Below are 19,590 nucleotides of genomic sequence, written 5' to 3' on the forward strand. Positions count from 1 at the left end.
AGCGAGAGCCCCCCCTCGTGTTGCACGGATCATGTTTCACATCGAAAGTGGTACTAATGTCCCATCGTGACTACGCGAAATCTCGATCCAAGTTGTCGATGTTTGGCGGCGCCGACGCAGACGAGCTCGCTCCGTTCCGCACCACCAGTTTGATGTGGATGTCGGGCATCTCGTTGTTGATCGTTCCCATGTTGACGTTGATCGACGTTCCCGTTGGCCGTTGGCTGGCGATCAATCGGCCCTCGAAAGAGATTGCCAGCGTCTTTGAATTGACCGGCTATTTTTCGCATGCAACCGGCGTGTTTTTGATTCTGCTTTGCATTTTGCTGATGGCACCGCGTCGCCGCCGCTATGTCCCGCGACTTGCCGTGCTTGCGATGGGTGCCGGAGCGGTGTCGACAATCGCAAAAATGTTTGTCTTGCGAGAACGTCCCAGTCGCATCAATCTCGACATCGCGACCTATGACAAAGCGTGGCACTGGGTGTTCGATTGGTCGTTGGATCAAGTCGCAACGTTTGACGCCGGCACACGAGCCTTTCCCAGTTCGAACATGGCGGTCGCAGCCGCGTTCGCGATCGGGCTGGCGGCGGTCTTACCGCGAGGCCGGTGGGTGTTCGCAATGATGTTGCTCGGCACGATGCTGCAGCGAATGTACTCTGGAGCCCACTTCATCAGCGACGTGTTTGGCGGAGCATCGTTCGGTTTGATTTGGGGCTACGTTTGCTTTCACCCAAAATTGCTCGGCAGTCTGTTTGATCGAATGGAATCCGAACGACGCCCGAAGCGACCGTTGTTCGAAGAAAAGCTGCCCCGCATTGACGAAGCGACGCGAGTCGATGAGGCTAAAAGTGACGAAGACAAAGGTCGCTTTGCAGCTTAAAGTCGCCTTTCGCTCCGCGAAAGCTGCGTCAGTAGCGCAAGTCGTCAAGACTTTCGTTGCATTTGTCGGATGATCCGAAACTCTCGCGTGAATTCCGCTACGAAATGTTTCACAGAGTTGCGATTGGGCGATAGGCCTAGTTGAACGCGGGAACCGAACTAGCCGTCTGCTGATTAAATCGAAGTGGTGAGCCGCGGGCTGCAGGCAACGGGTAATGCACGGAACCCGGCCGCTTACGCGTCACGGCTCACTAAGTCAACAACCCGCGCCGCACTCTCCTCTACTGCCTCAATCAAAACCTTTTCTTGTAACAATGACACGACTATTCGCAGGCACTCCGTTTGATATCCCGCCCACGTGTGATCGTTGTGGTGAACTCGAAGAGGCGTGCAAGTGCCCGCCGCCCGCGCATGAGTATTTGCCAGCGGAAAAGCAGACGGCAAAGGTGTTCACCGAACGACGTAAAAACAAACGTGTGATGACGATCGTCAAAGACTTGAAGCCCGAAGAGACCGATCTGCCAAAATTATTGTCCGATCTGAAATCGGCAATCGGTGCTGGCGGGTCGCTGCAAGAGAATCAGATTGAAATCCAAGGCGATCATCTCGCCCGCGTTCAAGAGAAACTCAAGTCAATCGGCTACCGGGTCCGCTAAATCGTCGACGATTTGAGCTGCACGCGGCAGCGGAATCGTACCGATGATCTTTCGTTCGCGGACCTCGTCGTCAAAATCGGTGTACTGACGCAAGAAACGAACGCACAACTGACGTCCCGTGACCCCTTTTTCGATGTCGGGATAATGTCGGCAAAAGATCTCGAAAACTCGGATCACTTCTTCGCAGTTGCGGTCAACTAGATCGGGTTCGTCGGCACGCAGCGCGATAGCGGCATGCAGAAGCGTGCGGTCTTCTCGATCGACAAAAAAGACGACGCCTTCAAAAAAGAGGCACCGACCACGCAGGAATTCGAGCAGACTCGCATCGTAGCCGACTTCGTAACGCGCCCCCGTGCCGGGCTGAAACAATTTGCGAATCCGCTGCCACCACGACGGCGGAGCTTCGTCGACCGAGGGCGGAGGCTGGTATGGATTCGGCGATTCAGTCACGGGTAGCTGTCACTTGTTTCGTGTCTGCAGCGGAAACCCAGGAGCATTAGCATGAGAAGGCATTTAGTTTAGCAGTAGTCGCTGCCATTTGTTTCCTCCGCCTGGGGCAAAGCCCGGGCGGAAGGATGTCTTCGTTTCCGCCTCCGGGCTTGTCCCGGTGGGGGCAGCGAATCGGATTCGGATCGCTTAGGCGGCCGAGCGTTCTGCCTTCGTCCCGGCGTTTTCGAGCCAGTGGATGATGCCCTTCAAATCTTTGTTCCATGTGTCGCTGACACGTCGGGCACAGAACGTATGGAACATCAGGTCGATCGTTTCACTGAGCGTTCGGATGGCATCAATCCGCTCGTCGACTTCGAAATCGGCGTCCTCGTCGACATGAATTTTCGCCCCGCTGATGCCAAACGTCTCGGCTTGCAGAACGAGGTCGAATTGTTGGCCATCGCGAATCACGGTCATGCCCGATTTCCGAGGCAATTTTCCCGATCGAATCGCGTGCATCGCTTCGGGCAGTTTGATCGGACTCTCGTGCGAGATCGTCTCTTTTCCGGATTCGCCCAGCGGGCACTCCAGCGAGAGTGTCTTGGTCAACATCACGGTAACTTCCGAATTATCGGGCAGCGTGAATGTGTCGGAATCGTTTTCGAGCGTCCACCACAACCACAGCAAAAATTCGTTGCCAAGAAAGTCGGGGGCCTTGGAGTGTTGGTTGGTCCAGGCGAGGTCGCCATGAGGGACCGCTGGGACAAAGTTTGCAGGCACGAGATCGTCGACTTCGGCATACAAGTCGTTTTCGATCGCCCACGCCTGCGCGATTGAACCGGAACTAATATGACGCAGTTCGACGTTAAAGACGCGTTCGAGCAAGTCGGCGCAGTTGCCGCTGGCGGTGCCGGCGGAACCACCAAAATAGAGCGTTTCTCGCGTGTGGTCCCACAGCAGTGGGAATTGTTGCATCTTGCGATACTTGCCCGATGCCGCCTCGACTTCGCAACGCTGTTCGACCGCTTCTTTGGCTTCTTTGCGGCCCGCTTTGGACACCACGCCGCTTGGACTATCTTTCGCCAATGCCAATAATTCCATCTGCAGCCACGCTTTGCGAATGGCCGAGGGGATTTGGTTGGTGTCAATGCGGACGCTGAAATGGACTGCTTGGTCGAGCACGTTCTTGCTGACGTCAAACTCTTGGTCAAACAGGTGGGCACCCCCGAGAAAACCGATATGAACGTTCTCTGCGGATGCGGTTTGGTTATTGCCAGCAACGTTTTGGGCAAGAAGTTCGATTTGCTCGTCGCCAAATTCTGCGACTTCAAAACCACTGACACTGAATCTCTCGAATGCAAGGCTGCCGCCGAGGAATGGCATAAACGTTCCCATTATCAATTGAGGGCGTCCCTCGTCGATCGAGGGCGAACGGACAGGTTGTGTCCACCACTTATCGACCGCTGGTGGCAAAGAGTTTGCTGGTGATTCAAGAAGTCTCACGATGCGACCACGTGACACGATCGCGTCTGCTAGACTTTAAAGTGCGATACGGCACAGTTTGCCCAATCGCAAAAATTGTTCAGAGGGTGACCGGGGGCGTAGCGGTGTACCCTCTCGCGGTAATTGACCTGCATTTTGTGGACGATAGGAGCTTCCAAGTTATGACGTCTCAATCTTCATGTGAGCAGTCCACAGTTGCGTCGGTGGATGCTTATGCGGCGGAACCTGGTTTGCTGGTCGAGGACAATGTACTTGTCCAACAGTCGCTTCTGCATGCGTTGGAGATCATCGGGTTCCCGGCAAAATTTGCGGCTGACGGGGAACAGGCGATCGCAATGTTGCAACAGTCGCCGTATCGTTTTGTCTTGATGGACGTGCAGATGCCAGGGATCAGCGGCATCGATGCGCTTGCCAGAATTCGCAAACTCGATGGGCCTAATGGCGATGTGCCTGTCGCCATTATGAGCGGGAACGATTCCGAATTGGCTGCCGCAAAGGCGGCCGGAGCGGATGGGTTTATGACAAAACCGATTTCCGTTTCCGAGCTGGGGAAAACGGTCCGCGAGTTGGTTGCTCGTTCACGTCGGGAACGGGCAAAATAATTTCGCCCCAACAGAGTTCGCGAACGCGATGGGGGCAAAACAAGAAAAATAGCGATGAGCGGACTCGAACCGCTGACCTAAGCCTTATGAAGACTCCGCTCTAACCGACTGAGCTACATCGCCGTGTGGGTGAAAAGTGTACCGGATTTGCTTCGGTTGAAAAAGCCGATGTAGTGACACCTTTTTTCTCATTTAGGATCGCGCTGTCGCACCCCAGTTTGGGTGATGCGGACTAGATGGTTTAGTTCGCGACGGATCCTTGCTTCCTCACCAAAATTTCCGGAAAGCTTCACTTCCGATTTGCAGTTTTATAGTGCGATGAGGCGTCCTCGAAAAGGGCAGGTTTGACAGGAAATGAGGATCTCTGGGGGATGGCTCGCTTTTCGAGACAGTGGAAAGCATGATAGAGACGACGGCATGATCGCTGAGTTCTGTTTTTTGAGCGATTTTTCGCGAGCGGGTTGAGCAAAATCAAGGTTACATCGGCGTGGACTCACGATGACAAATAGACTGACTTTCCTTGCCGCTGATCTGGTTCAATGAAGGAATCACGCATGAATAACGATCGTCCGCCGCCCGTTTCCACGAACGACGCAGGGCAAGAAAATTTGCGTGATTGCATCTCCAACGCGGGCACCATGGCAATCGCGGATGCAATGATCGTCGTCGATCAAATCACAGTCGAGTTGGGCCGATTGCACCGCTGCGGCAAGGCTCATGGGGCGATTGGGCCGTCCAACATCGTTTTGACCGATGACGGAGTCGCCAAGATCGGCGGGGCTGCATCGGCATCGCTTGGCCCCCATCGGGACGTCGATATCGCTGACGACTTCCGCGGTTTAGGCTGGACGCTCCATTTCATGCTGACCGGATGCGATGCCGTGCCGGCAACCCGCCCACCGGAAAGTGATCCAGGGATTGCGGCGGATGCGTTCGTTCCCGACCAAAACGTTTTGGAAAATTCGCTCCGATGTTCGCCAGCCGCGGTCGGGGCCGCCGATTTAGGGGTGGCGAATCCCATATTTAGACGATTGGTTTCTCGGGATGAGACGCAGCGTTATGCTTCGGCCGAGGAACTGAGATCCGATCTAAGGCGGCTTGGGTTTGAGCAGTTCGAGGCACTTTCGGACTCCGGCGAACCGCAGGTGGCGGAGGCCGAGTCGAGCCCAATTCCCCGTTCGCAGACCTCCGGCACGCGTCGGCACTGGGCTGCGGCCTTGGTGGTCGTGGCCGTCGTTGTTGTTGCTGCCGCGAGTCGCCACTATTGGCCGTGATGATCTAAAAAGGCCACATTGGGGAGGGGCCAGCTTGGATTTTCTGCGTGGATTTCCCCATGATTCTGGCGATTTCGCTCCCCCCGTGCGTTGCGTGACCTATGTTTGCAATGGTCCGAGAATGAATCGTTTGCGTTTCCTAAGTCAGGATCGAATCGATTTCGGAGCGGCGGATCCAGCTGACGTGGCGAATGCCGCGTCGGTATTTTCTCGCAATATGGGGTTCGGTTTGATGGGGCAATCTTTTGCTGTTTTGAGTCCGGTTCCGTTGGCAACGGCTGATCCGGATAAAACGAAAACGCCGCGTTTGATGGTGGTCGATTGCGATGTGAATTTTGTCGAGTCGCAACGACGTGTCTTTCGTCCCTACGACGTCGATTTTCTAGCCGCCTTCAATGGCAAACAGGCGTCCTGGCGGATCGTCACTGAGAAACCGGACCTGATCATCAGCGATACTCACACGCTGTACGGCGATGGTCAGAATCTTGTCCAGTGGTTGCAAGACAACACCGCCTTGCGGTCGATCCCCGTGATCGTCGCCTCCAACGACTCCGATGGGCATGATATCCGGTGTCAACGGATGCAGCCCGCTGCGGACGAATTCGTAGCCAAGCCAATCGCAAGTGATCAAATGCGGCAAGTCGTCAGTCGTTATATTCCGCTGACGCTTAAGAAGCCGCTGTAACTGCCTTCCGCCGAGACAAGCTCGGGCGGAATTCGAATCATAATCGGCGTCGGCGATAAACGTCTTACCAGTAGATCCCAAAGTTGGGGCCGATCTGTACACCGCCTCGGTATCCGTACGGATAATTGCCACCGTAGTAATAGGGGCGACCTCCGTATTGGTAGTAGCGATACGGATAATACGATGGATAGCGATACACTGGGGGATAAGGCACTCGGTAGCGATAGCTACGATTGTCTTGATAGCGATAACGTTCGCCAGTCCAATCGTTGCTCAGGTGTGGCAGGTTGTAGGGGCGTTGGAAGTTGCCTTGGTTTCCACGGCCGTGATCGCCGTGGTCATGGCCGCCGTGGTCATGGCCGCCGTGGTCACCTCGGCCTTGCCCTCTGCCGTCCCGCTGAACCACCAACTGGACAAAATCGGCAGGATTGAAATCATCGCTCGACAAGTTGTCATCGGGATTGTTCTTTGCGTCGCGGTCACGGTTTTTCCGCTGGTCGCCACGGGGTTGGGGAGCCACTTGACTTTTTAGCTCGTCCATCTCCTTCTGCAGCGAACGTATTTGTGCGCGCATGTCGTCAATCATTTCTTCCATCACGTCGGGAGCACCTTGATGCATCAGCGGCGGCATGCCCAGATCCAGCGGTTGACCATCAAACGCCTGACTACCAAATGGCTGGCCTGCGGAACCACCGAAAGGTCGGCGGAACCAACGCAACGGTGCGTTGCCGACCTGCCCAAGCGTCACTGCAATCTGCTGCTCTTCGTCGTCACGTTGTACCGTCAAGTTGACTTTTGCACCTGGTTCAAGGTCGCGAACCTTTTCCACAAATTCGTCAATCGAAGTGACTTTGTTGTTGTCGATTTGGATCACCACATCGCCGGGGCTGAGGCCGGCCTTTTGAGCCGGGCTATTCGGGTGAACTTGCTCGATTGCGACGCCTGATTCACCGTTGTCGCGGTCCGACAATGCTACCCCCAGCCACGCTTGACGACTGTTGGGCAACGTCTTCGCTTCCGCAGCCAAGGCGACCTGCTTGGTCATTTTTTGACCACGACGCCACACGCTGACGTTGACGGTGTCTTCGGCGCTGAGTCCCTCGATGACCTGTTTCAACTCTTTCGGGGTCGATACGGTTTTGTCATTGATAGCCAGGATATAGTCGCCTCGCTCGATCCCGACTCGCTCGGCGGGACTGCCCATGACGATGTCATGGACGCACACGCCTTGGCCAGGGCATGATCCGACAAGCACGCCAAGTGCGGGAGAATCGCGGTCGATATGCTCTTCCGGATCGACTTGCGACGAGGTCGCGGAGGAGGCTTCGGAGGAGGCTTCGGGGGCGGTGGCATTTGCTGCGGCGTTTTCCTGTGTTTCTGCGGTCTCTTGTGAAAACGCAGTCGTGCCCGCTAGAGGCACCGTCACTGCACCGGCGATCAACCACGCGAGTGTTGATTTCTGGTAGGTTTTCATGGTCTTGAAATCCGTCAATGAAGAGTGAGTGGGCGAGAACAAACGATGATTTTGATCATGCAAATCACGTTCCTGATGATGGGAATCCGAAACGCAAGCGATGCGTCTTGCAACTCGCAAGCGATGGCGCTGCGTTTCCGAGCCCGCCGATCGGCTGAGCGTCACATTGGCCGCGTTTTTTCGCTCGTTGATTCCCACTTGCGCATCCCAACGTCCGCTCTGGGATTAACTATAATGTGGAGGCATCGACGTATTGAACAATTGGAATCGGGTTTGGCGGAATCGGGTTTGGCAGAATCGCTCGTGGGCGGCGTTTCGTCGATTGGATCATTTTCAGCATGAAGGTTCTCGTTGCGGAAGACAGTTCGGTGTCCCGGATGCTGTTGGTCAGTCACCTGCGGCGATGGAACTACACGGTCGTCGAGGCCGTCGACGGCGAACAGGCGTGGAATTTGTTCCAAGAGCAATCCTTCTCGCTAGTATTGACCGATTGGATCATGCCAAACATGGACGGTCTCGATCTGATCCGTCGCATCCGTAGCTCGAAACATGCCGGGTACTGCTACCTGATTTTGCTGACCTCCAAGTCTGAAAAAGAGGATTTGGTAACGGCGATGGAGTCGGGGGCAGATGATTTTCTCGTCAAACCCTGCGACCAAGAAGAGTTGCGAGTCCGGCTTCGCGAAGGGGAGCGGATCATCCGGCTGGAACAGGAATTGGCGGAGCAGAATCGGCAATTGCGAGAGACGCAGGCGGCGTTGGTCGAGAGCGAAAAACTAGCCAGCCTTGGTCATCTCGCCGCCGGAATGGCACACGAAATCAACAATCCGATCGCCTTTGTCACTAACAATCTTGCCGTGCTTCGACGCGACCTCAGTGACATCGTTCAACTGGTCGACAAGTACGAAGAAATACGCCCGTTCATTCAAGGGGCGCCCACGGCACTGCTCGAAGAACTGTCACGGCTGCAAGAGGACTGTGACATTGGGTGGTTGAGAGAACATTTGCCACAGCTGTTACACTCTTCGACCGAAGGTTTGTCACGTGTTCGCGATATCATCATGAATTTACGTGATTTTGCGAGGTTGGATCAGGCGTCGGAAGACCAATTGGAACTTCGTCTCGCCATCGAATCGACGCTGCAGGTGCTGAATCTTCAGATCCAAGAAAAGCAGATTCAGGTCCAAACACAACTCGATTCGGACGCCACGGTGCAGTGTCGACCTGATAAAATCCATCAAGTCATTTACAATATTGTGCTCAATGCGATCCAAGCGAGTGAGGCGGGATCGGTCGTGAAAGTTCGCTTGGCGAGCGATCCCGATTGGATTCGTATCGAAGTTCAAGATTACGGATGCGGGATGGATGCGCAAACCAAAAACTCCGTCTTCGAGCCGTTCTTTACAACGAAACCGGTTGGCACGGGAACGGGGCTTGGTATGGCGGTTAGCTACGCGGTGGTCCGTGACCACGGTGGCTCGATTGCCATCGAAAGTGAGTTGGGGCAGGGAACGACGGTACAAGTTAAATTGCCTCGAGTGAATCAAGGTACCGGTTAACGATATACATAGAAGCAGGCGGAACAACGAATGGCTAAGTCGCACTCGATTTTGATTGTCGATGATGAACCCGATGTACTTTTCTCGTTGACGGGGCTGTTGCGACGTGATTTCACCGTCCATACGGCCACCAGTGGGACGGAGGCGCTTCAGATCATGGAAGAGCACCCTGTGCACGTGATCATGACGGACCAGCGGATGCCGTCGATGACTGGATCCGAATTGATGCAGAAGGTGCGGAATGCTCACCCCGAAGCCATTCGAATTATCTTTACCGGGTATGCGGACACGCGAGCGGTTGTCGATGCGATCAACCAAGGCGAATTGTACCGCTATATCACCAAACCATGGGATCCCGATGATTTGCTTGAAATGCTAAAAGAAGCGGCTCTGCGGCACGACGCCATCGACGCCCAGGCGGAACTGATGCACAGTTTAAGCGACTATTTTGATGATGCCGACAGCGTCGCGGGCGCCGTCGATGACGCCAAACTTGACGACGATACGCTCGATCGTTTCAAGTCTCAAACGACGAACCTTCGTCAATCCCTGCAACGTGCAAAGGTTGATGATGAGTGATCGGCAACTAGCACCCTTGGTCGTTTTGATTGATACAGCTGCCTGTTGTTGGCATGCGGCGACTTTCGACTTGTCCGGCAATCCCATTCCGTTACTACGCAGTGACGAAGGGAATTTGGATCCGTATCTCGGACAACCGTTTGACGAGCAGATTTCGTTTTTGCGTCACCGTATCGCAGGAGTGCTGCAGCGCGGGTGCGATCGTCTGTTCGCACGCCATATGAAGGCGAGTCATTTTGTCTTGATCGCCGATGGCAACTTTCCCGAAGCCGACGAAAGTGTCACGCCACGGTTGGCCGAGCACTTTGTCCAGTGGATGATGAATCCGCCGGTGGTGTACCTGCGTGCTCCCCAAGGGTTCAACGTGCAGGACGCCGGAGATCTCGAAGTCATTGCCGGAGACTTTCCCGCAGAGATCGCGTCAATCGTCCAGCCGGGGCTATCGCAATTGGTGGCACTTCAAAACGATGCCGAATGTTGGGAGCGGATCGCCGCACCACAGCGATAAACGGTTTTTCTGTTGTGTGGTGGCCGCCCCGTGAGCCGACGGCACGTCGACGTTGTCAGCGGCACACCGCAAACCGTCCGGGCGAAGTGAGTAAAACGTTTAATTCAAACCGTGCGGCTTGCGCAAACCGCTAAAACTTTGGGCTTGTTGTGCTTTTTTGTTTCGCAACTTTTCAGTCACCTCTCTACCAACTTCGTCGGGGGAGAGGTAACTGCTGAATAGACCGGAAGAAAAACTCACTCCCAATATCCGATGTCAACACCAAAGTCTTAGCAGTCCAGGCTTGCGCCGCATCGCTACAATTGCCACGCGTTTATTGCCCAAGCGGGCCATTGGAATTATGCAGCACAACCCCTGCCGGCGATTGCAGGTACGCAATCAAATCGCGTCGCTCTGACGCAGTCAAGTGCTCCAGCATTCCTTCGGGCATCATCGACAAACTCGATCCCTTTCGCTGTTCGATACTTTCCAGAGGGACGACGACTTCATCGGTCGCGGTCCGTAGCGTCAATTGCAGTTGGTTTTCCTCGGCGATTACACCCTGCAGAATACGGCCGTCATCCAATAGTAACATCGTGACGCGATAGTTCGCGGGAACGATCGCACTCGGGTCGAGGATATTGTCCAGTAAATAGTCCAGATTCGCTCGCTGAGATCCTGTCAATTCGGGTGCCAAACCGCCTCCTTCGCCAAACAGTTTGTGGCACGATGCGCACGTCTTGGCATATACCTTTCGGCCATTGACGAGATCCGCCGCCGCCAACGATTCGGGATTGAATTCGACTCGGTACTGTTCAATCAGTTCGCGTTTGGTTTCCGAAACAGGCCTGACTTCGCCCCAGACTTCGCTCAGCCGGCGGGTGAGTTCCTTGTCATTGATCGCTTGCAATTGGCGGACAATCAATGCCGAAACATCCGTTCGTGGAATGCTGCCCTTGTCGATCGCTTCCAACAGCGGATACGCATATTCTGGCCGCATCGTCAGACTTTGAATGATCTCTTGTCGTTGTTCCGCAGTGACGTTCGGATAACGAGTGAGCAGCAACTTGGGAACGTCTTTGCCGCCAATCGATACCAATCCGCGAATCGCGGCGGTTCGTAAGTCCGCGTCGTCGAGCAGCCGTTGCAGAAGTGGAGCCATTCGCTCGGCCTTGCGAGTCAACAGGACCTGCAGGGCATCCAATCGTTGTTTCGGATCCTGGTTTGGGTCGCTCGCGATATTGCGGAAGTCCTCGATTGCGGTCGCGTCACCAAAGATCGTGCCTAGCAATTTTGCCGCGTGCCGTACTTCAACGTTTGGATGCGTTTGTAAGCGTGTGTAGGTCTCGGGCCAAGCCTCGGGCATCGTGATGTTTTTGACGCCCGCATACGCCTGAAGTGCTCCGGCTAATGTATCCAATTGCCAATCGGCCGGAACGGCGGTGCGCCACAAGGTTGCCAGACGGTCAAAGCCATCGTCCAGTGCCATCATTCGCCGAGCGATATGGCTGCGAACCAGCGGCATCGTGATCTCCGGCATCCACTGCAGCACCAATTCAGGGTGGGATGCCACCACCGGTTCGATCGCGTACCAGTTCAATGCTTCGAGCGTGGTGTCCCCTGCGTCGTTTCGGTTGGATATCAGTTGTTTCAGAATGTCACGCACCTCGTCGAAATGGCCGAGACGGATTCGCCGTTGGCATGTCGAGGCGAGCGAACGCCGGATCAGTGGAGTGGATTCTTCAAGTTCAGCGGCGATCATGTTGCGTAATTCCGCCGACCACGCGGTGGCTTCGTCCGCAGCCAATTGGATCATCCAGAAACGAACCCACTCGGGTGATTCGTTGCGAACCATTCCTGAGGCACAAATCGCATCCATTCCACCGACCGCGTACATCGCCCACAATTGGCGGACCGCTTGCTGGTCGTTTGTTGGTTTTAGCTCGGTCAGCAGACCTGCGATCTCGCTTCTCGCCTCGGGATCCGCCGCTCGTTCTTGCAAAATTCGCCGTGATTGGCGGACATTCCACTCATTCGTGTCAAACTGCATGGCAACCAGATCAGCATGCGACGCGGTCGCCAGATTAAGTTGGTTTCGTTTTGCTTCTCCATAGACCACGCGATAAATGCGGCCATTGGATTGGTCGACCACTTGGTAGTTATGGCACTCGCCGGTGTCACTCCAATCGGTAAAGTACAATCCGCCATCGGGACCACACTTGACCGAGATCCCGCGAAACCAGGGATCATTGGCGAGTGCAAAATCGCGTGCGTGATGGGCTACGTAGCCAGCTCCTTCACGCTCCAAAATGTCTCGATTCAACCGACTGCCGTGAATGTTGCACATGAAAACGTTGTTGCGATATTCCGCTGGGAAATTGTCTCCCAGATAGATCGCACAACCCGAGTGAGCGTGCCCACCGCCAGCGTCGTCGTGAGCTTCACCGGACCGCGATTCGGTCCAGTGACCTCCGCCCCAGTGGATATGGTCAGCACAGCTTGGCAGCAACGTGTAGGCATAGGGATTCAAATCCTGGCCAAACATTCGGTCATAGTGGGCGCCGGGAACAACGTGAAACAGATGCTTGATCACACAATTCGTGATAAAAGCTTGGCCGAAATCGTCGAAATCGAGTCCCCACGGATTCGTGGTGCCACTGGCGACAACATCGAACGTTTTGCGAGTTGGATGGTATCGCCACACGCCACAATTCATGCGTGTACGTTTCTCGTCTGGCGTTCCCGGGGCTCCGATCTTCGAGTTCGATAAGATGCCGTTGCAGCCGTACAGCCAGCCGTCGGGGCCCCAAATCAACCCGTTAAACACGTTGTGTTTCGCGTTCAGATCCCAACCATCTAACAGTACTTCCGCAGGCCCGTCGGGGCGATCATCGCCATCGTGGTCCGGAACGAAAATCAGGTTCGGAGTGGCCGTTAACCAAACGCCGCCAAACCCCAGCTCGATTCCCGTCAGATTGGCTCCATTGTCAAGAAACACGCTCCGCTTGTCGTGCACGCCGTCGCCGTCGGTGTCTTCGTAAATCGCGACGCGGTCATTCCCGGTGCCATCAGTGCTCCAACCGGGATAGGACAAACATTCCACCACCCACATCCGTCCTCGCGCATCGAAGGTCATCGCGATCGGTTGCACGACATCGGGTTCCCCCGCAAACAGCGTGACTTCGAAGCCGGGCGGAAGCGTCATCTGCTGTGCCGCCAACGATGCGGGCACCGGAGCGGCGGTGGGTTCGCTCGCGAAAGTGAGTCCCGACCAAAAAACGAACGCTATCGAGACAAAATTGCGGATCACGCCACGACGTTTCATACTCTCGCCCACATTCCTAAAGCGTTTATAGTACAACTAGAAGTCTATAGTGTATCTCCGCTCTCGCTACCTGCCTCCCCCATAGCGAACAATTGGGGAAATCGCTGTCGTTTTCCGCTCTCTTTGGAATTCGCGGGAAACATGACGCTTCTCAATGTCATTGAATTATGAATCGGAATTTTTCGCATGAGACATGGCCTACTGCTTGGAATCCTTGTCGGTTTGACGATGTTTATTGGCGCTGCGGTCAACGCGCAAGAGACTGCGTCATGGCGTTACGCGCCTGAGTTGCTGAAACCGTTTTGGAACAGCGGTGTCGTCGAAGACGAGTCGGTACTATTCCTTCGCGAAAACCCGACCGAGGTTGCCGTTGGTAAGGTGTTGTTTCCGATCAAAGAGATCGTTTCAGTTCAAGGTTCGTCCGGCGAGATCACCTACGAAGCGGGAGTCGACTATCGCTTTGAACCTGGATCTCGCGAGTTGATCATTCCGGTGGGATCGCGAATTGTGACAAGCACTCCGTCGGATCTGCGGCGTCCCGCCAATTCTCAGCGGCATCGATTGACGCACCGTGACGGCAACGGAGAAATCCTGTTTGGCGCTACGCTCGAGTATCATCAATTGCAGACGCTTGTGACCTATGAAAAGATGAGTGACGATTGGCCGATACAGATGCCTACGTTTGATTCCGCCGTCCTGCCCAGCACGCTAAGAAAACTTCATGACCGCGAACCGCTCTCGGTCGTGTTGCTGGGCGACAGCATTTCGACCGGCTGCAATGCGTCAGGTTGGGGCAATGGGGCTCCCTATCAACCGGCATACCAAGACCTGTTGGTGCAACATCTGCGTGCTCATTACCAGACCGAGGTGACGTTGAACAACTTGTCCGTCGGAGGCACCTCGACTCCTTGGGGGATCACGATGATCGACAAGGTCGCCGAACATCAGCCGGACCTCGTGATCCTGGCCTTCGGCATGAACGATTCTGCGGGCCGCACTGCCAAGGACTATGGCCAGAACGTGGCCACCATGATTGCCAGCACGCGTGCCGAGTTGCCCAAGGCTGAGTTCATTCTGGTCGCATCGATGCTGGGGAACCGAGACTGGGTCACACTGAAGCATGAGGTGTTTCCCGAGTATCGCGACGAACTAGCGGCACTTCGCCAGCCCGGCGTCGCGCTAGCGGATATGACCAGTGTCTGGGATGAGTTTTTCAAACGGAAGAAGGATGCCGATCTGACCGGCAACGGTGTCAATCATCCCAACGATTTTGGCCACCGCGTCTACGCCCAAATCCTTTCCGCCCTGTTGATCGATCCCGGTTTTGTTACAGCAAAAACGAAATAACAGCACGGTCGAGATGGTTCGTGTCGAAATCATTCCCGATTATCCAATCCTTGATTCTCGAAGTGCAGGAAAAAGCGTCGGTGCAGGAAAAAGTGTCGGGACGCATTTTACATCTTCTGCTCAGCGCGTAACTTCGTTGGAGTGCGTTTTCCGGGGCCGCATAGAGTGGACGCAGGGTCTGGACGCGTGGCGATGGACTCGATTGAAGTGGCATGACCATGGCGCGAGCCTCGTTTGTCACTCCAGCGAACCATTTGCAGTTCGTTGACATTTTGCAGTGCGTTGTCGTTGAGTGGATCGTTGCGGCGCTGAGACCGCTTCGGCAACCAGGGGGCGGCAAGGGGAAAGGAGCTTTGATTCGGGGACTGGTTTACCACTCTATCGGGAAAACGATCCCCAATCCAATTGTTCGGCACGTCTGATGTAGCTTGCCCAAAAAGCAATTCGCTTAACATACCGTCACACGTTCATAATGCGTTGATCGTTATGGATCGGGAAGCTTTTGAAGCGACGTTGATAAATGTGCCATTCGCCAGCACTGCCGTAATTTGCATGCAGGCACATGGTATGCGTCAGCGAGACCCAGCGTAAAGGATTGCTCATTCCGCCGTGCTCCTTCGGCCAGAGTGCAGAGATAACGGGCCCGTGAGTCGGCGGTTTCTCTGATCCATGGCAGTAGCCACAGGCCCGTTTTAGTTCCCCGCTCCCTGTTTCTTCTCAGGGGGCATCGCCAAACCGATGCATCAGACTGCCGGCTGCGCAACGAGAGTATCACAATCTGCGACAAGGGTACCGGTCGGGTGCCGCTCACGAAAAAAATGGAGATATCTCGAGTGTGATCGTCGTGTTTGGCACGCTTTTTTGTTTCCCTCAAAACCGAATTGTCCTCTCAATCGGCATCAATTCTCACTGTCGCAACTGGCCGTTTGATTCATCAGAGTAGGGGCGTCGAGTTGTTCATCCCGAGCTGCAAGCTGCGAGGCAGCGTTTCCAACTGGTGTTTTCAGTTGTCGCTAAAGTGCACTTGCAATTTTTACCGAACAAATCCTTAAATTGACGGGAGATTGCCCCCCGTTGTTTGTTGACAATGGCTTGGCATCCCGCGATAGTGTCAAGTTACCTATGGATTGTTGTGAGTGAATTTGATGTTTTTTGTCATGCTTCCTTCTCACTCACCTTTTCTCTTTTTTTAGTTCTCAGTTGGAGATTTGTATCATGAGTTCAGTGGTTGAGAGAGCTGCGCGGCGACGCGGTTTTACGCTCGTTGAGCTGCTCGTCGTAATTGCGATTATTGGTGTATTGGTCGGGTTATTGTTACCTGCGGTGCAAGCGGCTCGAGAAGCTGCACGTCGTATGAGTTGCAGTAACAATATGAAGCAGCTGGGGTTGGCGATTCATAACTACCACAGTGCGTTCAACGGAATGCCTGTGAATGGGGGCGGGACGGATAACACTGCGGGCAGTAGCACGACCCAGAATGGCAATGCGGGCAATGGACGCCGGATTAGCTGGTTGATTCCGATTTTGCCTTACATTGAGCAGCAGTCACTGTGGGAACAGATTTCTAACCCCATGGATTCCGATGGTGACGGAACCATCAATTATCCCGCAATGGGGCCTCGTGCATGGGACAGAAACTACACTCCATGGATGACCAATGTGGGCTCCTACCGCTGTCCTAGCGATCCTGGCACAGGGGCGCCTGCGATGGGACGCACGAACTACGCCTGCTGTTATGGCGATGGGATGCACTTTGCCGATGTCGGCCCCCTGAATGCATCCAACGGCTTTTACTATGAAGATGGCGGTCGGGCCAATCATGTCAATCAGTCGCTGCGAGGTGCCTTCGTTTTCCGCTGGACTGTCAATGGGATTAGAGGGCTTGGTGAAGGCCGTTCACGAGGTCCGATGCAGTTTCGCGATATTACTGATGGTTTGAGTAACACGATCATCATGGGTGAAATTGCTACCCATGTTGACCCCAAGCGGGTTTCTACCGATGCGGCCGTCGGACCAGGGTTTCGACCATTGGGTGAAGATCCCGGCTGGGCAGATACCACCGGTGCGAAAGACCCCGCCCGACCTATGTTCTGGGCATCAGGTGTTGACACGATCGTCCAGAACTTACATTCAAGTTATGGCCGAGGGTTTCGTTGGGCCGACGCAGCGACAGTCTATACGGCTTTCAATACGATTCTGCCGCCGAACCGCGAAATGGTGATGCCAAACCGTTCCGATTCTGCTTGGGCGCTCGCTCCACCTAGCAGTAACCACCAAGGAGGCGTCCACGTGGTGTTCGGAGACGGGGCAGTCAAATTCATTACCGATAGTATCGAAGCCGGTAATTCACACGCCGAGGTTATCTGGGCCAGTAACAGGCCTGGCGAAAAATCTCCCTATGGACTTTGGGGAGCGCTCGGCACGCGAAACGGCAAAGAAACCGTGCAAATGGATTTCTAATCCGTTTGACACGCTCTCTTTGACAGCCTTTGCCGATAGTGCTCAAACGCTTGCCCGTTGGGCACTGTCGGCCCTTTTTAGCCGTGATCACGATCCTGGTGATCACGATGACTCGATGCAACGTGCGTTATCCATCAGTGCGAACGTTGCAGATCCGTGTCTTTCACTGCTTCGCCAGCAAAGCTTCTAGCGGTGCGGTGAAGTGGCGTAGAGTGCATACCCAAGCAACGGGTTTGTGCTTTCATTTTCAAAGAAGGTATACGAAAAAAGAGATCGGTCCATCGTGATCTGGATCTGTGTGGTCCGCTGTCGAATGGTAACGTCCACCTATGGTTGCATTCAACAGACGGCGGTCTATCGGTTGTTCGGATACCTTCCACCTTTCCCTTCTTTTTTCAGTATGGTAATCATCATGAAACAATTGACTAACCTGTTGCGTCAAGTTCCTGTCGCACTTCTTTTGACTCTCGTGATCGTTTCGTTCGCGGGTTGTGGTTCGTCGGGCAATACCGTTGTCGAGTCCAACGAAGGGGCGATGACCGAGCAAGAACTCGAAGACTACGAACAACAAATCAACCAACAAGAGCAGAACTATCAAGACCGATATCGATAGTTTGCGTTGGTTACGGACCAGTGCATCCAGAGCAGTCGCGGCGTCTTGAGTGCCGTCGTCGGCGAACTGGGGTGTATTGCTCCACTTAATTGCATTGGAAATGTCTAGCACGCCAGCGGTGGCGCAATAGATCGCGCCACCGCTAGGCTGCTTACGCTTTCATTGAGGCCCCTTAGCAGAACTGCTTGACGGCTTGTTGATTTAGTCCAAATACGAATTGCAATGGTGAGCCGTGGGCCGTAAGGCACCGGGTACCGCGTGGGACCCGGCCGCTGACGCGTCACGGCTCAATAAATCAACAAGTCGTTGAGGAGCTCCGGAATGAGCCGAATCGATCCGAGCCGCGAAACGACTTCCCAATGGCGAGTAAATCAGCGAACCGCCGCTTACACTCCACGCTATCTACGACCGTTTACGCCAGATTCGTGAAGTGGTTGCCAACCTCGCCCGAGATCCCGAACCACTGCGAGCAGCAAACTTGGACACGCCCCTGCCTCGTCCGACCTTTGGTCGCAGGTGTAAGGCGTTGTGTCTGTTAGCCCCCGTCGTTTTGGTGAGCCGAACACGCGTGTGCGGTCGCGGGCCGGCTGAGCCATTGCCATCACGCTCCGACGCGTTCGTTTTGATTTTGCGCTTTTGTGTTTAGGGGCAATGCCCCAGAAGTTTACCTAGACAAGCCCAACGGGCTGGGGCCAAGAAAATCAATGAATTGTAGGGCGACGGCCCGGCTGTTTGCTCTTCTGCTTACCTGCTCATACTCAAAGGAGAGAGGATTCAATGCGAAATTGGCTTGCGATGCTCTGGCTTTCGGTTCTTCTTGTTTTTCAAATTCTCTTTGGCGTTCCTGCCGCCGCGCAGCGGACCACGCAGGATGACTCGGCATCGACGGCGTCTTCTGTTTCCAAACAATTGCTTGCCTCGCAGACCTGGCCCGTGTTTCGCTCCAAATCAGCTCCCTCGCGTGAATTAAATGTTTCAACAATTCTTCGATACACTAATGCGACGCGAATTCTAAACCCAGATGAAGCTGTCGCCGGTTTGGTCATGTTGTGTACGGATCAAGGACGCCCCGTGGCAGCCATTCAGGTTTATGCATGGGATGGTAAGGTCTGCCACGAACTCGATTTATTGGCTCGTCAACCCAGCTATACCGCATCCTACGAAAAACGGGTTGGTTGGGAACCGAAGCAGATCGCCGTCGCTTATCGCAGGCTGCCGGGTGTGTCCTCTCCGAGCACCGAGGCTAATCGTCGCTTGAGTGAAATGAAGAGTTACGCTCGCCGTTTTGTTTGCACCTTGACGGGGTGGGAACCGGATGACTCAGACCGCCAGACACTGCGTTTGTTGCCTCGTCCACTCTATCGTTATGAAATCTCCGATTCGAGTATGGCTCTGGGAAGCTTCGACGGTTGCGTCTTTGCCTTTGCCCAGGGTACCGACCCCGAAGCGTTGCTGTTGATCGAAGCCGTACGCGATTCAGAGGGAGAACACTGGGAATATGGCTTTTCTCGTGCTACATCCGGAGGACTTGAGGCAACTCTAGGCGGTGCTCAAGTTTGGCACGCAGAAAAGTATCCGGCTATGCATCCGCAGTTGCCCCATTTCAATTACGAGCGGCCGCTTCAAGCAGAATAAAAGCGATCGGACCCGTCGTTCTTGTAAGCGTTCTGTCCCACTGAAATTGCAAGATCTGCGTTCACTTCGCCTTTCCTGTCCG

At 54.6% G+C, this 19,590-nt stretch carries 17 protein-coding genes and 1 tRNA gene; 12 read left to right on the plus strand and 6 right to left on the minus strand.

Going from position 1 to position 19,590, the window contains the following annotated elements; genetic code table 11:
• Positions 1-56 precede the first annotated feature (56 nt).
• Both ABD971_RS32060 and ABD971_RS32065 read left to right on the plus strand, forming a co-directional pair.
• Positions 57-881: a phosphatase PAP2 family protein gene (locus ABD971_RS32060; RefSeq protein ID WP_345327788.1), complete on the plus strand. Its 825-nt coding sequence runs from the start codon at positions 57-59 to the stop codon at positions 879-881.
• A gap of 313 nt (positions 882-1,194) precedes the next feature.
• On the plus strand, positions 1,195-1,536 hold the full coding sequence (locus ABD971_RS32065; protein WP_339945250.1) for a translation initiation factor: 342 nt from the start codon (positions 1,195-1,197) through the stop codon (positions 1,534-1,536).
• On the opposite strand, the gene ABD971_RS32070 is transcribed toward ABD971_RS32065, so the two are convergent.
• The gene (locus ABD971_RS32070) at positions 1,513-1,986 is read right to left on the minus strand and encodes a hypothetical protein (protein WP_345327789.1); all 474 of its coding nucleotides are present in this window, start codon (positions 1,984-1,986) and stop codon (positions 1,513-1,515) included. The genes ABD971_RS32065 and ABD971_RS32070 overlap by 24 nt on opposite strands.
• A 186-nt stretch (positions 1,987-2,172) precedes the next feature.
• The gene (locus tag ABD971_RS32075; RefSeq protein WP_339945275.1) at positions 2,173-3,348 is read right to left on the minus strand and encodes a hypothetical protein; all 1,176 of its coding nucleotides are present in this window, start codon (positions 3,346-3,348) and stop codon (positions 2,173-2,175) included.
• Between the two features lie 281 nt (positions 3,349-3,629).
• On the opposite strand from ABD971_RS32075, the gene ABD971_RS32080 reads away from it, so the two are divergent.
• Positions 3,630-4,070, plus strand: coding sequence for a response regulator (locus ABD971_RS32080; RefSeq protein ID WP_345327790.1), 441 nt, complete (start codon positions 3,630-3,632; stop codon positions 4,068-4,070).
• Positions 4,071-4,119: 49 nt separating this feature from the next.
• Here the strand turns inward: ABD971_RS32080 and ABD971_RS32085 are convergent.
• Positions 4,120-4,193: transfer RNA gene (locus ABD971_RS32085), tRNA-Met, on the minus strand.
• A gap of 431 nt (positions 4,194-4,624) precedes the next feature.
• On the opposite strand from ABD971_RS32085, the gene ABD971_RS32090 reads away from it, so the two are divergent.
• The gene (locus tag ABD971_RS32090; RefSeq protein WP_345327791.1) at positions 4,625-5,344 is read left to right on the plus strand and encodes a serine/threonine-protein kinase; all 720 of its coding nucleotides are present in this window, start codon (positions 4,625-4,627) and stop codon (positions 5,342-5,344) included.
• A 121-nt stretch (positions 5,345-5,465) separates the two neighbouring features.
• Positions 5,466-6,029, plus strand: a complete 564-nt coding sequence (locus tag ABD971_RS32095; RefSeq protein ID WP_345327792.1) for a response regulator — start codon at positions 5,466-5,468, stop codon at positions 6,027-6,029.
• 64 nt (positions 6,030-6,093) lie between these two features.
• Here ABD971_RS32095 and ABD971_RS32100 read toward each other — a convergent pair whose 3' ends face one another.
• Complete coding sequence (locus ABD971_RS32100; protein WP_345327793.1) at positions 6,094-7,503, minus strand: PDZ domain-containing protein; 1,410 nt, start codon at positions 7,501-7,503, stop codon at positions 6,094-6,096.
• A gap of 338 nt (positions 7,504-7,841) precedes the next feature.
• On the opposite strand from ABD971_RS32100, the gene ABD971_RS32105 reads away from it, so the two are divergent.
• The 3 genes from ABD971_RS32105 to ABD971_RS32115 are packed head-to-tail and all read left to right on the plus strand — an operon-like array spanning position 7,842 to position 10,149.
• Positions 7,842-9,062: a response regulator gene (locus tag ABD971_RS32105; protein WP_339945239.1), complete on the plus strand. Its 1,221-nt coding sequence runs from the start codon at positions 7,842-7,844 to the stop codon at positions 9,060-9,062.
• 30 nt (positions 9,063-9,092) lie between these two features.
• Positions 9,093-9,641: a response regulator gene (locus ABD971_RS32110; protein ID WP_345327794.1), complete on the plus strand. Its 549-nt coding sequence runs from the start codon at positions 9,093-9,095 to the stop codon at positions 9,639-9,641.
• Positions 9,634-10,149: a hypothetical protein gene (locus ABD971_RS32115; RefSeq protein WP_345327795.1), complete on the plus strand. Its 516-nt coding sequence runs from the start codon at positions 9,634-9,636 to the stop codon at positions 10,147-10,149. Before ABD971_RS32110 ends, ABD971_RS32115 begins: the two co-directional genes overlap by 8 nt.
• A 313-nt stretch (positions 10,150-10,462) precedes the next feature.
• Here ABD971_RS32115 and ABD971_RS32120 read toward each other — a convergent pair whose 3' ends face one another.
• Entirely contained in the window at positions 10,463-13,453 is a 2,991-nt protein-coding gene (locus ABD971_RS32120; RefSeq protein ID WP_345327796.1) for a PVC-type heme-binding CxxCH protein, read from the minus strand.
• 186 nt (positions 13,454-13,639) lie between these two features.
• Here ABD971_RS32120 and ABD971_RS32125 point away from each other — a divergent pair, with 186 nt between their 5' ends.
• Positions 13,640-14,800: an SGNH/GDSL hydrolase family protein gene (locus ABD971_RS32125; RefSeq protein WP_345327797.1), complete on the plus strand. Its 1,161-nt coding sequence runs from the start codon at positions 13,640-13,642 to the stop codon at positions 14,798-14,800.
• A 459-nt stretch (positions 14,801-15,259) separates the two neighbouring features.
• On the opposite strand, the gene ABD971_RS32130 is transcribed toward ABD971_RS32125, so the two are convergent.
• Positions 15,260-15,403: a hypothetical protein gene (locus ABD971_RS32130; protein ID WP_345327798.1), complete on the minus strand. Its 144-nt coding sequence runs from the start codon at positions 15,401-15,403 to the stop codon at positions 15,260-15,262.
• Positions 15,404-16,015: 612 nt separating this feature from the next.
• Between ABD971_RS32130 and ABD971_RS32135 the strand changes: the two genes are divergently transcribed.
• From ABD971_RS32135 to ABD971_RS32145, 3 genes are all read left to right on the plus strand, one after another.
• Entirely contained in the window at positions 16,016-17,260 is a 1,245-nt protein-coding gene (locus ABD971_RS32135) for a DUF1559 family PulG-like putative transporter (RefSeq protein ID WP_345327799.1), read from the plus strand.
• Positions 17,261-17,672: 412 nt separating this feature from the next.
• Entirely contained in the window at positions 17,673-17,873 is a 201-nt protein-coding gene (locus ABD971_RS32140; RefSeq protein ID WP_345327800.1) for a hypothetical protein, read from the plus strand.
• A 777-nt stretch (positions 17,874-18,650) separates the two neighbouring features.
• A complete protein-coding gene (locus tag ABD971_RS32145; RefSeq protein WP_339945228.1) occupies positions 18,651-19,508 on the plus strand; it encodes a hypothetical protein in 858 nt (285 codons plus the stop codon).
• Positions 19,509-19,590: the final 82 nt, after the last annotated feature.

The sequence above is a fragment of the Novipirellula rosea genome (assembly GCF_039541335.1).
Taxonomy (GTDB): domain Bacteria; phylum Planctomycetota; class Planctomycetia; order Pirellulales; family Pirellulaceae; genus Novipirellula; species Novipirellula rosea.

What these genes read in the sequence shown, in the direction of transcription:
- ABD971_RS32135 (WP_345327799.1), top strand. Translation starts at nt 16,016, where the DNA reads ATGAGTTCAGTGGTTGAGAGAGCTGCGCGGCGACGCGGTTTTACGCTC.
- ABD971_RS32130 (WP_345327798.1), bottom strand. Translation starts at nt 15,403, where the DNA reads ATGAGCAATCCTTTACGCTGGGTCTCGCTGACGCATACCATGTGCCTG.
- ABD971_RS32075 (WP_339945275.1), bottom strand. Translation starts at nt 3,348, where the DNA reads ATGCCATTCCTCGGCGGCAGCCTTGCATTCGAGAGATTCAGTGTCAGT.
- ABD971_RS32100 (WP_345327793.1), bottom strand. Translation starts at nt 7,503, where the DNA reads ATGAAAACCTACCAGAAATCAACACTCGCGTGGTTGATCGCCGGTGCA.
- ABD971_RS32080 (WP_345327790.1), top strand. Translation starts at nt 3,630, where the DNA reads ATGACGTCTCAATCTTCATGTGAGCAGTCCACAGTTGCGTCGGTGGAT.
- ABD971_RS32110 (WP_345327794.1), top strand. Translation starts at nt 9,093, where the DNA reads ATGGCTAAGTCGCACTCGATTTTGATTGTCGATGATGAACCCGATGTA.
- ABD971_RS32095 (WP_345327792.1), top strand. Translation starts at nt 5,466, where the DNA reads ATGAATCGTTTGCGTTTCCTAAGTCAGGATCGAATCGATTTCGGAGCG.
- ABD971_RS32060 (WP_345327788.1), top strand. Translation starts at nt 57, where the DNA reads ATGTCCCATCGTGACTACGCGAAATCTCGATCCAAGTTGTCGATGTTT.
- ABD971_RS32090 (WP_345327791.1), top strand. Translation starts at nt 4,625, where the DNA reads ATGAATAACGATCGTCCGCCGCCCGTTTCCACGAACGACGCAGGGCAA.
- ABD971_RS32120 (WP_345327796.1), bottom strand. Translation starts at nt 13,453, where the DNA reads ATGAAACGTCGTGGCGTGATCCGCAATTTTGTCTCGATAGCGTTCGTT.
- ABD971_RS32125 (WP_345327797.1), top strand. Translation starts at nt 13,640, where the DNA reads ATGAGACATGGCCTACTGCTTGGAATCCTTGTCGGTTTGACGATGTTT.
- ABD971_RS32105 (WP_339945239.1), top strand. Translation starts at nt 7,842, where the DNA reads ATGAAGGTTCTCGTTGCGGAAGACAGTTCGGTGTCCCGGATGCTGTTG.
- ABD971_RS32140 (WP_345327800.1), top strand. Translation starts at nt 17,673, where the DNA reads ATGAAACAATTGACTAACCTGTTGCGTCAAGTTCCTGTCGCACTTCTT.
- ABD971_RS32115 (WP_345327795.1), top strand. Translation starts at nt 9,634, where the DNA reads ATGAGTGATCGGCAACTAGCACCCTTGGTCGTTTTGATTGATACAGCT.
- ABD971_RS32065 (WP_339945250.1), top strand. Translation starts at nt 1,195, where the DNA reads ATGACACGACTATTCGCAGGCACTCCGTTTGATATCCCGCCCACGTGT.
- ABD971_RS32145 (WP_339945228.1), top strand. Translation starts at nt 18,651, where the DNA reads ATGCGAAATTGGCTTGCGATGCTCTGGCTTTCGGTTCTTCTTGTTTTT.